This is a genomic window from Actinoplanes sp. NPDC049265 (genome assembly GCF_043197135.1).
Lineage (GTDB): Bacteria > Actinomycetota > Actinomycetes > Mycobacteriales > Micromonosporaceae > Actinoplanes.
Window position 1 is genome coordinate 111,101 of the sequence record NZ_JBICSP010000006.1, and the last position, 14,300, is coordinate 125,400.

Below are 14,300 nucleotides of genomic sequence, written 5' to 3' on the forward strand. Positions count from 1 at the left end.
ACCGGAACAAGCACCACACTGCAGACATGTCCCGCACCCTTGCCCTGCTCCGATCCTCCCACCCCGAACCGGGCGGAGCCGTGACACTGGCGATGACCCTGCTGGCGGTCGGCGCCGGCCATCGGGGCTGGGCGATCCTCGGCGTGGCGGCCGCGGTCGGCGCCACCCAACTCTCGGTCGGCTGGGTCAACGACTGGCTCGACGCCGACCGGGACCGGGCCGCCGGACGCGTCGACAAGCCGGTGGCGCGGGGCGCGGTCTCCCGCCGTACCGTCGGGCTCGCGGGTTTGATCTCCTCGCTCGTCATCCCCGTGCTGGGGCTGCCCTTCGGCCCGGCCGCGACCGTCTGCATCACCCTGGTCGGGGTGTTCGCGCTGCTCTACGACTGGCCGCTGAAATCGACCGCCTTCTCGATCGTGCCCTACCTGGTGGCGTTCGGGCTGTTGCCGGCCTTCGTCGTGGTGGCGCTGCCCGGCCACCCCGCGCCTCCGCTGTGGCTGGTCGCGGCCGGTGCGCTGCTCGGCGGGGGCGCGCACTTCGCCAACGTGCTGCCCGACCTGGCCGACGACGCCGCGACCGGGGTGCGTGGGCTGCCGCACCGGCTGGGCCCGACCGGTTCGTCCATCGCCGCCGCGGTGCTCCTGCTGGGTGCGACGCTCGCGCTGGTCCTCGGGCCGTCCGGGCCGCCGTCGTGGGCCGGCCTGGCCGCCGGTGCGGCCGCCGTCGTGGTCCTTCCCCTGGGCTGGTACGCCGCCCGCCGCGCACAGGGACGCGCGGTGGCGATGTTCCGGGCGGTGATCCTGGTGGCCCTGATCGACGTGCTGCTGCTGATCTTCAGTGGGCCCGTGCGCTGATTGCCCGGGTCGCCGCACGCGCCCGATCAGCGACCTCTAGGCTGGCCCTCAGCCTTTCCCTGCCGCTTTCCGCTGTCCTTGTTGTTGGAGGCTGAACGATGCGCTTCACTGGTCGCCGTGTTACCGCGCTGGTCGCGGGTTCGGCCACGGTCGCCGCCCTCGCGCTGACCGGCTGCAGCGCCGGCCAGGTCGCCGAGACGGCGATGAAGAAGCCGTCCAACTCCGGGGTCAACGCGAGCAACTCCAACAACAGCGTCGTGGTGCGCAACCTGCAGGCGGTCTACAACGGCGTCGAGGGGTACGCCCCCGGCACGCCCGTTCCGCTCGAGGTCGCGCTGTTCAACCAGACGACGGAGCAGGTCGTGGTCACGATCAGCAGCCGGCCGCTGTCCGGCGCGGCGCCGAGTCAGGGCGCGGTCGCGGCCGGCCAGATCGGCATCACCGGCGGCCCCGGTGCCGCTTCGGCCAGCGCCGCCGCCGAGCCGTCCGGCAGCCGCCCGCCGGCCTCTCCCGACACCGAAACCCCCGACAATGTCCCGTCCGGCAGCGCCTCCGGTGGTCCCGCGGTGCCGCCGCCCGCACCCGGAAACACGCCGCAGCTGCAGCCGGCCCGCATCACCATCGGCGCGATGGGCTCGGCGTCCTTCATGCCCGGCGACTCGTCCCAGCTCCTGGCCACCGGCATCACCAGCAAGGTGACCAACGGCCAGGCGATCAACCTGGTCTTCGAGTTCAGCAACGGCGCGCAGCCGCTCGAACTCCAGGCTCCGGTCGGGGTTCCGATGTCCGCCGCCCCGCGTGGCTCCGCCGACCCGGCCGAGAACGAGGAGCCCGAGGGCGGCGAGTAACCCGCCCGGCTTCCACTCCCGGCGGCCAGTTCCCCGGCTCGCCGTTCCCCGGCTCGCCCTTCGCCGCTTTCCGGCGTGCGGTTCGGCCGGCGGGCTTCCGGGTTTGTCGTACCCGGCCGATAGCTTTGCTCCGTGACGTCATCCCGCGCCGCCACCAAGGCGCCCAAGCCGGCCTTCGTCTGCGACGCGTGTGGGCACCAGCCGCCCAAGTGGGTCGGCCGCTGCCCCGAGTGCAACGAATGGGGTTCGGTCATCGAGTCCACGGTGACCGGTCCGCTGGTGTCCGGCCGGGTGGTCAGCTCCCGGATGCCGTCCGAGCCGGCCCGCCCCATCTCGCAGATCAGCGCGGCCCCGGCCAAAGCGGTGCCGACCGGCGTCAGCGAGCTCGACCGGGTGCTCGGCGGCGGGCTGGTGCCCGGCGCGGTGGTGCTGCTGGCCGGCGAGCCGGGCGTGGGCAAGTCCACGCTGCTGCTCGACGTGGCCCAGCAGTGGGCGGTCAACGCGAGCACACCGTCCCTCGTGGTCAGCGGTGAAGAGTCGGTGAGCCAGGTCCGGCTGCGGGCCGAGCGGCTCGGCGCCCTGCACGAGCGGCTCTTCCTGGCGTCCGAGAGTGCGCTCGACGCCGTGCTCGGGCACCTCGACGCGGTCAAGCCGGGGCTGCTCGTGCTCGACTCGGTGCAGACGATCTCCACCCCCGGCCAGGAGGGCGTGCCCGGCGGCGTGACCCAGGTGCGTGCCGTCACCGCGGCTGTCGTGGCCGTCGCCAAGGAACGCGGGATCGCCACCGTGCTCGTCGGCCATGTGACCAAAGACGGACAGGTCGCCGGCCCACGGGTCCTCGAGCACCTGGTCGACGTGGTGCTCCACTTCGAGGGCGACAAGCATTCCGCGCTGCGGTTGGTGCGCGGTGTGAAGAACCGCTTCGGCGCGGCCGACGAGGTGGGCTGCTTCGAGATGCACGAGGGCGGCATCACCAGCCTGCCCGATCCGTCGGGGTTGTTCCTGACCCGCTATCAGGAGCCGGTGCCGGGCACCTGTGTGACGGTCGCCATGGAAGGCCGGCGGGCGCTGGTGACCGAAGTGCAGGCGTTGATCGGGGCCGAGGTGCAGGGTTCGCCGCGGCGGACCGTGTCCGGGCTCGACGGTGCCCGGCTGGCCATGGTGCTGGCCGTGCTGGAACGCCGGACCAAACAGTTGAAGCTCTACAACCGCGAGGTGTTCGCGGCCACCGTCGGCGGCATCCGGCTGGTCGAGCCGTCGGCCGACCTGGCCATGGCCCTGGCGGTCGCGTCCGGTGGCCTTGACCTGGCCATGGCCCCGCATCTGGCCGCCATCGGCGAGGTCGGGCTGACCGGCGAGATCCGCCGGGTCGGCGCGGTCGGGCGGCGGCTGGCCGAGGCGGCCCGGCTCGGTTTCAAGTCGGCGCTCGTGCCGCCCGGCTGCAGTGGCGACGCGCCCCGCGGCATGGACGTCATCGAGGTCGGTGACCTGCGCACAGCGTTGCGATCGGCGGCCAGCCTCTCGGCTTCCTGATCACGCAAGGTCACCGATCATCACGCTACGGAGCATTCCTCGCACCGCGCCTCGTTGACCTGGTTGACAGTCCGTAGAATGTACCGGTGCCGCTCGACCGCGATCCTTCGAAGCCCGCCGTGCCCAGCAACGTGCCGCGCCCGGGCGTGAACGGTTCGTCGTCCCGTGGGATCGTTCCCACACCGCCCGGCCTGACCGGCGGCGGCGTCAGCGCCGACCCGTTACGAGCCAATCTCGCGTTGATGGCGCCCGGCACCGCGCTGCGCGACGGGCTCGAGCGGATCCTCCGCGGCCGCACCGGCGCCCTGATAGTTCTCGGACACGACGCGGTCGTCGACAGCATCTGCACCGGCGGCTTCCCGCTCGACGTCGAGTTCTCCGCGACCCGGCTCCGCGAGCTGTGCAAGATGGACGGCGCGGTGGTCCTGTCCAGCGACGGCACCCGCATCGTCCGCGCCGCGGTGCACCTGATGCCCGACCCGTCGATCCCGTCCGAAGAGTCCGGCACCCGGCACCGCACCGCCGAGCGGGTCGCCAAGCAGTCCGGCTTCCCGGTCATCTCGGTCAGCCAATCGATGCGCATCATCGGGCTCTATGTGAACGGCCAGCGCCACGTCCTCGACGACTCGGCCGCCATCCTGTCCCGGGCCAACCAGGCCCTGGCCACGCTGGAACGCTACAAGCTCCGCCTCGACGAGGTCTCCGGCACACTGTCCGCCCTGGAGATCGAAGACCTGGTCACCGTGCGCGACGCGGTCGCCGTGGTGCAGCGCCTCGAGATGGTCCGCCGCATCGCCGACGAGATCTCCGGTTACGTGGTCGAGCTGGGCACCGACGGCCGCCTGCTCGCCCTCCAGCTCGACGAGCTGATGGCCGGCGTCGACTCCGACCGCACCCTGGTCATCCGCGACTACCTGCCGACCGGCCGCAAGGCCCGCACGCTCGACGAAGCGCTGGTCGAGCTCGACCTGCTGACCGCGACCGAGATGATCGACCTGGTCGCGGTGGCCAAGGCGATCGGGTACGCCGGAGCCAGCGACGCACTGGACGCGGCAGTCAGTCCGCGCGGTTTCCGTTTGCTGGCCAAGGTGCCGCGGCTGCCCACGCCGATCGTCGACCGCCTGGTCGGCCACTTCGGCAGCCTGCAACGCCTGCTCGGCGCCACAGTCGAAGACCTGCAAGCCGTCGACGGGGTGGGCGACGCCCGCGCCCGAGGAGTCCGCGAGGGCCTGTCCCGCCTCGCCGAGGCCTCCATCCTCGAGCGCTACGTCTGAGCCGGCTCGTTACGTTCCTGGGCCTCGAAGAGTTCGTCGCCGTACTTGGTGACCCAGTCGGCGAGCGCCCGCATCGGCCCGTCGGCGAAGGTCTGGCCGAGCGGCGTCAGCGCATAGTCGACGCGAGGCGGGGCCTGCGGGAACCAGGTGCGTTCGATCAGGCCGTTGGACGAGAGCCGGTGCAGGGCCTCGGTGAGAGCCTTGTCACTGATGCCGCCGATGTTGGCCCGGAGGGCGCGGCGGCGTTGCCGGCCGGCGGTGAGAGCGGCCACGATCACCGGGTCCCAGGCGTGCGTGAACAGGTCCGTCGCCATCCGGATCCGGCAGTCGGCCACCAGATCGAAACAGTCGGCGGCGGTGTCGTGGGACATCCGGCCATGATGGCACGGGCGACGCGCACCCGATGGTGCGTGACGAGCTGATCGGTGCGCCTCGGCGTTCCTAGGTTCGACGTCATGCGAATTGGAATCCTCGGTACCGCGACCTTCGCCACCGCGCTCGCCACCGGCTGGACCCGGGCCGGACATGACGTCATCGTCGGTGGCCGCTCACCCGAGCGGGCGAAGGCCGCCGCTCAAGCGTCCGGCGCCCAGGCCCGGCCGCTGTCCGAAATCGGCGAAGGCTGCGACGCCGTCCTGCTCAGCGTGCACTGGGAGGGCATCGCCGACATCCTCGCGGCGGCCGGGGCAGCGGCGGGGTCGCTCGCCGGCAAGCCTCTGATCGATCCGACCAATGCGGTCGATCACGGGTACGGCGTGCTGCGGACCGAGCCCGGGCGTGCGATCGCCCACCGGGTGGCCGAGCTCGCGCCGGGCGCCCACGTCGTCAAGGCGCTGAACCTCTTCCCGTCGACGCGGTGGACCACGTCGAGCCCGTCGCCGTCGGCGGTGGCAATGTGCGGCGACGACCCGCGGGCGCTCGAGGTGGTGGGGTCGCTCGTCCGTGACCTCGGCGGCGTTCCGTCCGTGCTCGGCGGGCTGGACCGGGCCCGCCAGCTGGAGGAGGTGGCCGGCTTCGTCATCGCTCTCGCGTTCGCCGGCGTCGACCCGCAGTCGGCGATCCCCGCCCTCCCGCAACCGTAACCGCCCCGTTCCGCCTACTACGGCGCGACGCAGTGGTAGCCCAGGGCGGTAACCGCGGCGCGGAAACCGCTCGGGGCTACCACTGGGGGCTTGTCGAGCTCGGGGGATCGTCGGGGGAGGGCTGGAAGGACCGGCGTCTTGGGCCGGATGCGGGCGTTACGGCCTTGAGCGGCAGGGAGGTCGCTTCGGCATTGGGGACTTCAGAGTGGCGTACCCGTCAAAGGGGTTTTTGCCAGACGGAGATGTGGGACGGGCTGTCGGCGGTGAACAGGGACCGCGACCAGTCGGCCCAGCGCTCGGTCAGGTGGAGGCCGGCCAGTTGCGCCATGAGGTCCATCTCGGCCGGCCAGGCGTAGCGGTGCTCGGAGTGGACGACGCGCGAGCGGCCCTCGGTGACGGTGAAATGGTGCGAGGTCTGGCGCTGGGTGAGGAGGTCGTACGTGTCGAAGCCGGCGTACTCGTCCTCGACGGCGAACGGGACGGCGACCGCGCCGGGCGGGAGCAGACGCAGCGCGGGGACGTAGCACTCGATCACGAAGCTGCCGCCGGGGCGCAGGTGGCGGGCCGCGTTGGCGAAGCAGGCGACCTGGGCCGGCTGGGTGAGCAGGTTGGTGATGGTGTTGAAGACCAGGTAGGCCAGGTCGAACTGGCCGGGGGCACGGTCGGCGGACATGTCGCCCTCGACGATGGTGATCTGGTCGGCGCCGGGCTTGGCCCGCAGGTGGGCGAGCATGGCGGTGGAGGTGTCGATGCCGGCCACCTCGATGCCACGCCGGCTCAAGGGCAGACCGACCCGGCCGGTGCCGATGGCGAACTCGACGGCGCGACCGCCGGGAGCGAGCGCGGCCAGGAAGTCGACGGCAGCGTCGGGAGGCACCAGATCGGTGCCCTCGTCGTAGCCTTCGGCGCGGAAGCTGTCCCACAACTGCGACGTCATAGGCGGAGCTTCACACGCTCCGCCCGGGTGACGCGAGCGAGTTTCAGGCGGTGACGGTGACCGCGACCGGCTCGCTGATCTTGCGGTCGAGGCGGGCGCGGAGCTGGTACTGGCCGGGCGGCAGGGCCGGGCCGGTGGGCAGCGCGGCCGAGCACTTGTTGGCCTGGTGACCGTTCCAGGTGATCGAGAAGTGGTAGTCCATGCCGGGCTGCATCTTCGTCGGGTTGGTGGAGCGGTCGGCGCTGCACGTGTCCGACGACCAGAATTTGTGGGCGCCCTGGTCGAGGTAGAGCTCCTGGGCGCCGGCGCCGAGGTCGCGCGTACAGGCGGTGGGCGACGTGTTTCTGATCTTGATGCGAATGGTCAGCGGGGTGCCGGACTTGACGGTGGTCGCGGCGGGCAGCGGGGTCAGCGCGATCGCCTGGTCGGCGCAGGATCCGTTGGTCGGCGCGTCCACGTTGTTGTTGGTGCCGGTGCCGTTGCCCGAGGACGGGTTGGGGACGGCCGGAGTGCCCGACTGGAGCTGGTCGGGGTCGGGCAGGGCCGGCTCGTTGGGCTTGTCGTCGCCGAACGAGGGCTCCGGCTCGGCGCTGTCCGAGTCGTCGGGGGCCGGGGTCGGTGCCTGGGAGCCTGAAGTGCCCTTACCTGCGCCACGCTTGGTGTCGGCGTCGTTACCGCCGCACGAGACGAAGAGCAGGATGCCGACGAGCAGCAGTGCTCCCAGCACCACGACCCGGCGCCGCCAGTAAACGGCGGGAGAAAGGGGACCGACCGTCGATCGCATGATGGCCTCACCGTACGCCGCGCCGGAGCACCAATCGCCGCGACGCGCCGAGGGACGCGACGGTGCTTCGCTTATAGGTAGACTTTGCGCTGGTAGATCGCATGCGCGCCGGCCACCCGATCGAGGAAGAGTTTCCCTCCGCAGTGGTCGATCTCGTGCTGCAGGGCGCGCGCCTCGAACGCGTCGGTGGCCAGGCTGACCGGGTCGCCCGAGCCCGGCAGCGCACCCTCGACGACCACCCGGCCGGCCCGCTTCACGTCACCGGTCAGGTCGGGCACCGACATGCAGCCCTCCCGGCCCGGCCGCCAGCGGCTGGCCTCGACCACCTTGGCGTTGCACAGCACGAACGTGCCGTGCGTGGTCACCGTCTTGGGATGCTGGGTGACGTCGACGACGAAGACCTGCGCGCTCACCCCGAGCTGCGGCGCGGCCAGCCCCACACAGCCGGGCGACACCCGCATGGTGGCGACCAGGTCGGCGGCCAGCTGCACGACCTCGGGGTCGGCCGGGTCGACGTCCTCGCCGGTGGTGCTGAGCACGGGGGCCGGGGCGGTGACGACCGGGCGGACCCGGCCCTCGACGCCGAGCAGGTCCGGCTTCCAGTCGAGCAGGTCCGGACTCACAGGATCTCCGACTCGGCGCGCCGCAGCGTCACGTCCACGCCCAGCTCGGCGGCGGCCACGGCCAGCTGGGCGGCCAGCACGTCGGCGCGGTCCGGGCCGAGGTCGACCTCGGCCACGATCACGTACAGCGGGCCGGTCAGCCGGCTGGTCAGGTCGGTGATGTTGCCGCCGGCCGCGGCGACGACCCGGGTGACGGCGGCGACGATGCCGAGGCGGTCGGCGCCGTGCACGCTGACCAGGAACGGTTCGCCGTGTGGGGTCGCGTCGGCTTCCTGTTGTACGGCGCGCACGATGGCCACCAGGCGCCCGTCGGCGGTGAGCGGCTCGAGCGCCTTCTCTACCGCCCCGGCGGCCGGACCCGTGCAGATCAGGGTCATCGCGAAGTGGCCGCGCAGCCGGGTCATGGTGGAGTCGGCGAGGTTGGCGCCGACCCCGGCCAGCGCCTCGGCGACGTCGGCGACGATCCCGGTGCGGTCCGGGCCGATCACGGTGATGGCGAGCTCGTGCACAGCCCTACAGTAGGGGGCGCTATGACGCTCGCTGACAACGCCATCGCCTGGTACGAAGCCAACGCCCGCGATCTGCCCTGGCGGCAGCCGGACACCACGCCGTGGGGGGTGATGGTCAGTGAGGTGATGCTGCAGCAGACGCCGGTGGTCCGGGTCGAGCCGGCCTGGCGTTCCTGGATGACGCGCTGGCCGACGCCGTCCGCGCTGGCCGCGGACCCGCCGTCGGAGGCGATCCGGATGTGGGGGCGGCTGGGATATCCGCGGCGGGCCATGCGCCTGCACGCGTGCGCGGTCGCGATGGTCGCGAAGCACAACGGCGACGTGCCCTCGGATCTGGACGAGTTGCTGGCGCTGCCGGGGATCGGGACGTACACGGCGCGGGCGGTGGCGACCTTCGCCTTCGGGCAACGTCACCCGGTCGTGGACACCAACGTGCGCCGGGTCGTGGCCCGGGTGGTGGAGGGCCAGCCGGATGCCGGTCCCGCCACCACCGCGGCCGACCTGGTCGCCATGACCGATCTGCTGCCCTCGGATCCTCCACGCGCCGCTCGCGCCTCCATCGCTTTCATGGAGCTGGGCGCGCTGGTCTGCGTGGCCCGGAATCCCAAATGTCTTGTTTGCCCGTTGGAGAATGTCTGCCTGTGGCGCGCCTCGGGCCAGAAGCTGCCCGACGGACCAAGCCGGAAACCCCAGACCTACGCGGGCACCGACCGCCAGGTCCGCGGCCTCATCCTCGAGGTGCTGCGCCACGCCACCGGCCCGGTCCCCCGCCCGCGCATCGACGTGGTCTGGGGCGACGACGTCCAGCGCGCCCGCGCCCTGGCCGCCCTGGTCTCGGACGGCCTGGTCGAGCCCCGTTCCGGCGACTCCTTCGCGCTGGCCGGCGACCTTGCCGGGGACACGGAACGGCCCGGCGGGTAACCCCGCCGGGCCGTCACTCAGACGTACTTACTCGGTCGCACCCTCGGCGGTACCCGCGCCGAGGTCGGCCGGCACCGCGTCCGGAACGCTGGAACCGCGGTCGGCGCCGGTGAACGTCAGCTTGCTCTTCTCGACGTTCGCCGGGTCGCCCTCGCAGTCCACCACCACGATCTGGCCGGGGCGCAGCTCGTTGAAGAGGATCTGCTCGGACAGCGTGTCCTCCAGATCGCGCTGGATGGTGCGGCGCAGCGGCCGGGCACCCAGCACCGGGTCGAAGCCCTTGTTGGCCAGGTACTTCTTCGCGTTGTCGGTCAGCTCGAGGCCCATGTCCTTGTTCTTGAGCTGGGTCTCGATGCGCGCCACGAAGATGTCGACGATCTGCAGGATCTCGTTCTGGCGGAGCTGGTGGAAGACGATCGTGTCGTCGATGCGGTTGAGGAACTCGGGGCGGAAGTGGTTCTTCAGCTCGTCGTTGACCTTCTGCTTCATCCGCTCGTAGTTCGACTCCTCGGCCTCGGAGGCCTGGAAGCCGAGCGACACGGCCTTGGCCACGTCCCGCGTACCGAGGTTGGTGGTCAGGATGATCACCGTGTTCTTGAAGTCGACGATGCGGCCCTGACCGTCGGTGAGGCGGCCGTCCTCCAGGATCTGCAGGAGGGTGTTGAAGACGTCCGGGTGGGCCTTTTCGATCTCGTCGAAGAGGACCACGGAGAACGGCTTGCGGCGAACCTTTTCGGTCAGCTGGCCACCCTCGTCGTAGCCGACATAGCCGGGAGGGGCACCGACCAGACGGGACACCGTGTAGCGGTCGTGGAACTCGGACATGTCCAGCTGGATCAGCGCGTCCTCGGAGCCGAAGAGGAACTCGGCCAGCGCCTTGGACAGCTCGGTCTTACCGACACCGGACGGGCCGGCGAAGATGAACGAGCCGGACGGGCGCTTCGGGTCCTTCAGACCGGCCCGGGTCCGCCGGATCGCCTTGGACACCGCCTGGACCGCGTCCTCCTGGCCGATGACCCGCTTGTGCAGCTCATCTTCCATGCGGAGCAGCCGGGAGGTCTCTTCCTCGGTCAGCTTGTAGACCGGGATGCCGGTCCAGTTGCCCAGGACCTCGGCGATCTGCTCGTCGTCGACCTCGGACACGACGTCGAGGTCGCCGGCCTTCCATTCCTTTTCCCGCTGCGCCTTCTGACCGAGGAGCTGCTTCTCCTTGTCGCGCAGCTGGGCGGCACGCTCGAAGTCCTGCGCGTCGATCGCGGACTCCTTGTCGCGGCGTACCTGGGCGATGCGCTCGTCGAAGTCGCGCAGGTCTGGCGGCGCGGTCATCCGGCGGATGCGCATCCGGGCGCCGGCCTCGTCGATCAGGTCGATCGCCTTGTCCGGCAGGAAGCGGTCGGAGATGTACCGGTCGGCCAGCGTCGCCGCGGCCACCAGGGCGGCGTCGGTGATGCTGATCCGGTGGTGCGCCTCGTAACGGTCGCGCAGGCCCTTGAGGATCTCGATGGTGTGGGCCAGCGACGGCTCACCCACCTGGATCGGCTGGAAGCGGCGCTCGAGAGCGGCGTCCTTTTCCAGGTGCTTGCGGTATTCGTCCAGCGTCGTGGCGCCGATGGTCTGCAGCTCGCCACGGGCCAGCATCGGCTTGAGGATCGACGCGGCGTCGATCGCGCCCTCGGCGGCACCGGCGCCGACCAGAGTGTGGATCTCGTCGATGAACAGGATGATGTCGCCCCGGGTGCGGATCTCCTTGAGCACCTTCTTGAGGCGCTCCTCGAAGTCACCGCGGTAGCGGGAACCGGCGACCAGCGCGCCCAGGTCGAGCGTGTAGAGCTGCTTGTCCTTGAGCGTCTCGGGCACCTCGCCCTTGACGATCGACTGGGACAGGCCCTCGACGACGGCGGTCTTGCCGACGCCCGGCTCGCCGATCAGCACCGGGTTGTTCTTGGTGCGGCGGGACAGCACCTGCATGACCCGCTCGATTTCCTTTTCGCGCCCGATGACCGGGTCGAGCTTGCCCTCGCGGGCGGCCTGGGTCAGGTTGCGCCCGAACTGGTCGAGGACCAGCGACGTGGACGGCGCGGCCTCACCGGCGGCGGCACCGGCCGCGGCCGGCTCCTTGCCCTGGTAGCCGGAGAGCAGCTGGATGACCTGCTGGCGGACCCGGTTGAGGTCGGCGCCGAGCTTGACCAGCACCTGGGCGGCGACGCCCTCGCCCTCACGGATCAGGCCGAGCAGGATGTGCTCTGTCCCGATGTAGTTGTGGCCCAGCTGAAGCGCCTCGCGCAGCGAGAGCTCCAGCACCTTCTTGGCGCGCGGCGTGAACGGGATGTGCCCGCTCGGCGCCTGCTGACCCTGGCCGATGATCTCCTCGACCTGCTGCCGGACCCCTTCGAGGGAGATGCCGAGGCTCTCCAGAGCCTTGGCGGCGACACCCTCGCCCTCGTGGATCAGGCCGAGCAGGATGTGCTCTGTCCCGATGTAGTTGTGGTTGAGCATCCGGGCCTCTTCTTGGGCCAGGACGACAACCCGTCGCGCTCGGTCGGTGAACCGCTCGAACATGCCCTCGTGCTCCTCACGTGCCGTGCGCCAATGTTGAAACTGGCGGGGCCAGCGCACGGACATCGGTGATGCCCGCGCTGTAACTCTATCGCCGCCGGGTGCGTCCGCTGGGGGCTCACCGGCCCGGGTGGGACTCCTGACGACGATGTTCTCCCCAACTTCGCACGCCAACCAGGTGTTCCCCACCCCGATGGACTACGCGCACAGCGAAATCAGGACGAGATCGCTAGTTGTCCACAGCCTGTGGACAACGTTGTCCACCCCTGTGGATAACCGTACGCACCCGGGCCGGAGGCGGGGCGAAAAGCGCGAGGGTCCGCGGCGCCGGTCGCGCCACGGACCCTCGTCCACACCTTTGGGAGGCGATCAGCTCCGGCCCGGGCCCTTCGCGTGGAACTCGTCCACGATCTCCTGCGGGATACGCCCCCGGTCGGAGATGTCCTTGCCGCTCTTCTTCGCCCACTCCCGGATCGCCTTGTTCTGCTCCCGGTCGGCTGTCGCGCCGCCACGGCCCCGGGCAGCCCGCCCACCGACCACGACACCGCCGCGCGCGACCTTGCTCCCGGCCCCGACATAGGGTGCGAACAGGTCGCGCAATTTCCCGGCGTTCTTGCCGGACAGGTCGATCTCGTACTGAATGCCGTCGAGGGCGAACTTGACCGTCTCGTCGGCGTCACCGCCGTCGAGGTCATCGACCAGCTTGTGAATGATCTGCTTGGCCACGCGCCGTTATCCTTCCGAGCACCGCGCGGTGCTCCCCGCGCTTTATCAGCTGAACGATAACTTGTCGCATCCGCAGCACGTCAATGGAGGGTGGCAGATTTATCTTCGCCACTCACTTCCGGCTTCACTCCGGCCGGGTCAACGGAAACAGGATGGTTTCCCGAATACCCAAGCCGGTGAGCGCCATCAGCAGCCGGTCGATTCCCATTCCCATGCCGCCGGACGGGGGCATTCCGTACTCCATCGCGCGCAGGAAATCCTCGTCCAGCCGCATCGCCTCGGCGTCGCCACCGGCGGCCAGCAGCGACTGTGCGGTGAGCCGTTCCCGCTGCACCACCGGGTCGACCAGCTCGGAATAGGCGGTGCCGAGCTCGAAACCGAGGACGTAGAGGTCCCACTTCTCGGTCAGCCCCGGGACCTCCCGATGCTGCCTGGTCAGCGGCGCCGTCTCTTCCGGGTAGTCGAGGACGAACGTCGGCGCCCGCAACGACGGCACCACGAGGTGCTCGAACAGTTCCTCGGCGAGCTTGCCCGCGCTCCACTTCGGGTCGACGGCCAGTTCGACCTTGTCGGCGTACGCCCGCAGCCGATCCAGATCGGTCTCGACGGTCACCTCCTCCCCCAGCGCGGCGGACAGCGACCCGAACAGCGTCACCTTCGGCCACTCGCCGCCGAGATCCAGTTCGGTGCCGTCGTAGTGGGTCACCGAGGTGGAGCCGGACACCGCGACGGCGGCCTCCTGAATCCACTCGCGCACCTGCTCGGCCATCACGTTGTAGTCGGCATAGGCCTGGTACGCCTCGAGCATCGCGAACTCCGGGGAGTGACTGCTGTCCATCCCTTCATTTCGGAAGTTCCGGTTGATCTCGAAGACCCGCTCGATCCCGCCGACCGCGGCCCGCTTCAAGAAAAGTTCCGGGGCGATGCGCAGATACAGATCTATGTCGAGCGCGTTGCTGTGCGTCACAAATGGGCGAGCAGTGGCGCCGCCGTGCAGCAACTGCAACATCGGCGTTTCCACTTCGAGATAATTGCGCTGGAACAGCGACTCCCGAAGACTCCGGACCACTGTCGCCCGCGTCCGTACCACCTCACGGGCCTGCGGCCGGACGATCAGATCGACATAGCGCTGGCGTACCCGGGTCTCCTCGGAAAGCGGCTTGTGCGCGACCGGAAGCGGACGCAGCGCCTTGGCACTCATCGCCCACGAATCGGCCAGCACCGAAAGCTCACCGCGGCGGCTGGTGATCACCTCACCGGTGACCGACACCAGATCACCCAGGTCGACCACCGACTTCCACCGGGCCAGCGACTCCTCACCGACCTTGTCCAGCGACAGCATCGCCTGCAGCTCCACGCCGTCGCCGTCACGCAGCGTCGCGAAGCACAGTTTGCCGCCGTTCCGGATGAAGATCACCCGGCCCGCGACCGAGGCCGTGTCGCCGCTCGGGGTGTCGGTGGGCAGGTCGGCGTACTTCTCCCGGATCTCGCCCATGGTGGCGGTACGCGCGACGTTGACCGGATAGGGGGCGATGCCCTCGGTCAGCATCCGGTCACGCTTGGCCCGGCGGACTTTCATCTGCTCGGGAAGGTCCTCGGCCGGGTCGAAATCTGGGGCGTTCTGCTGCGTCACGTCGAAGAAGCCTACTCAGC

Annotated in this window: 14 protein-coding genes; 6 read left to right on the forward strand and 8 right to left on the reverse strand. The window is 70.3% G+C overall.

The window, feature by feature from the left end; genetic code table 11:
• Positions 1–26 precede the first annotated feature (26 nt).
• From ACGFIO_RS17155 to disA, 4 genes are all read left to right on the forward strand, one after another.
• Positions 27–854, forward strand: a complete 828-nt coding sequence (locus ACGFIO_RS17155; RefSeq protein ID WP_392827216.1) for a UbiA family prenyltransferase — start codon at positions 27–29, stop codon at positions 852–854.
• Between the two features lie 98 nt (positions 855–952).
• Positions 953–1,702: a hypothetical protein gene (locus ACGFIO_RS17160; protein ID WP_392827217.1), complete on the forward strand. Its 750-nt coding sequence runs from the start codon at positions 953–955 to the stop codon at positions 1,700–1,702.
• A 132-nt stretch (positions 1,703–1,834) separates the two neighbouring features.
• Positions 1,835–3,235, forward strand: coding sequence for a DNA repair protein RadA (gene radA, locus ACGFIO_RS17165; protein ID WP_392827218.1), 1,401 nt, complete (start codon positions 1,835–1,837; stop codon positions 3,233–3,235).
• Positions 3,236–3,321: 86 nt separating this feature from the next.
• Positions 3,322–4,509 carry a DNA integrity scanning diadenylate cyclase DisA gene (disA, locus tag ACGFIO_RS17170; protein WP_392827219.1) on the forward strand — a complete coding sequence of 396 codons (1,188 nt, stop codon included), beginning with the start codon at positions 3,322–3,324 and terminating at the stop codon, positions 4,507–4,509.
• On the opposite strand, the gene ACGFIO_RS17175 is transcribed toward disA, so the two are convergent.
• Positions 4,500–4,880: a winged helix-turn-helix transcriptional regulator gene (locus ACGFIO_RS17175; RefSeq protein ID WP_392827220.1), complete on the reverse strand. Its 381-nt coding sequence runs from the start codon at positions 4,878–4,880 to the stop codon at positions 4,500–4,502. The genes disA and ACGFIO_RS17175 overlap by 10 nt on opposite strands.
• Before the next feature lie 84 nt (positions 4,881–4,964).
• On the opposite strand from ACGFIO_RS17175, the gene ACGFIO_RS17180 reads away from it, so the two are divergent.
• Positions 4,965–5,591 (forward strand): NADPH-dependent F420 reductase, encoded by a 627-nt coding sequence (locus ACGFIO_RS17180; protein ID WP_392827221.1) that lies wholly within the window; start codon positions 4,965–4,967, stop codon positions 5,589–5,591.
• Between the two features lie 217 nt (positions 5,592–5,808).
• On the opposite strand, the gene ACGFIO_RS17185 is transcribed toward ACGFIO_RS17180, so the two are convergent.
• The 4 genes from ACGFIO_RS17185 to ACGFIO_RS17200 form a co-directional block, all read right to left on the reverse strand.
• A complete protein-coding gene (locus ACGFIO_RS17185; protein ID WP_392827222.1) occupies positions 5,809–6,528 on the reverse strand; it encodes a class I SAM-dependent DNA methyltransferase in 720 nt (239 codons plus the stop codon).
• A 43-nt stretch (positions 6,529–6,571) separates the two neighbouring features.
• Positions 6,572–7,312 carry an adhesin gene (locus ACGFIO_RS17190; RefSeq protein WP_392827223.1) on the reverse strand — a complete coding sequence of 247 codons (741 nt, stop codon included), beginning with the start codon at positions 7,310–7,312 and terminating at the stop codon, positions 6,572–6,574.
• A 71-nt stretch (positions 7,313–7,383) separates the two neighbouring features.
• Positions 7,384–7,935 carry a peptide deformylase gene (locus tag ACGFIO_RS17195; RefSeq protein WP_392827224.1) on the reverse strand — a complete coding sequence of 184 codons (552 nt, stop codon included), beginning with the start codon at positions 7,933–7,935 and terminating at the stop codon, positions 7,384–7,386.
• The gene (locus ACGFIO_RS17200; protein WP_392827225.1) at positions 7,932–8,444 is read right to left on the reverse strand and encodes a glycine cleavage system protein R; all 513 of its coding nucleotides are present in this window, start codon (positions 8,442–8,444) and stop codon (positions 7,932–7,934) included. The genes ACGFIO_RS17195 and ACGFIO_RS17200 overlap by 4 nt, the downstream gene beginning before the upstream one ends.
• 21 nt (positions 8,445–8,465) lie before the next feature.
• On the opposite strand from ACGFIO_RS17200, the gene ACGFIO_RS17205 reads away from it, so the two are divergent.
• On the forward strand, positions 8,466–9,365 hold the full coding sequence (locus ACGFIO_RS17205) for an A/G-specific adenine glycosylase (protein WP_392827226.1): 900 nt from the start codon (positions 8,466–8,468) through the stop codon (positions 9,363–9,365).
• Positions 9,366–9,392: 27 nt separating this feature from the next.
• Here ACGFIO_RS17205 and ACGFIO_RS17210 read toward each other — a convergent pair whose 3' ends face one another.
• The 3 genes from ACGFIO_RS17210 to lysS form a co-directional block, all read right to left on the reverse strand.
• Positions 9,393–11,924: an ATP-dependent Clp protease ATP-binding subunit gene (locus ACGFIO_RS17210; RefSeq protein ID WP_392827227.1), complete on the reverse strand. Its 2,532-nt coding sequence runs from the start codon at positions 11,922–11,924 to the stop codon at positions 9,393–9,395.
• Between the two features lie 366 nt (positions 11,925–12,290).
• Entirely contained in the window at positions 12,291–12,647 is a 357-nt protein-coding gene (locus tag ACGFIO_RS17215) for an Lsr2 family protein (RefSeq protein ID WP_392827228.1), read from the reverse strand.
• A 124-nt stretch (positions 12,648–12,771) separates the two neighbouring features.
• A complete protein-coding gene (lysS, locus tag ACGFIO_RS17220) occupies positions 12,772–14,280 on the reverse strand; it encodes a lysine--tRNA ligase (protein ID WP_392827229.1) in 1,509 nt (502 codons plus the stop codon).
• Between the last annotated feature and the right edge of the window lie 20 nt (positions 14,281–14,300).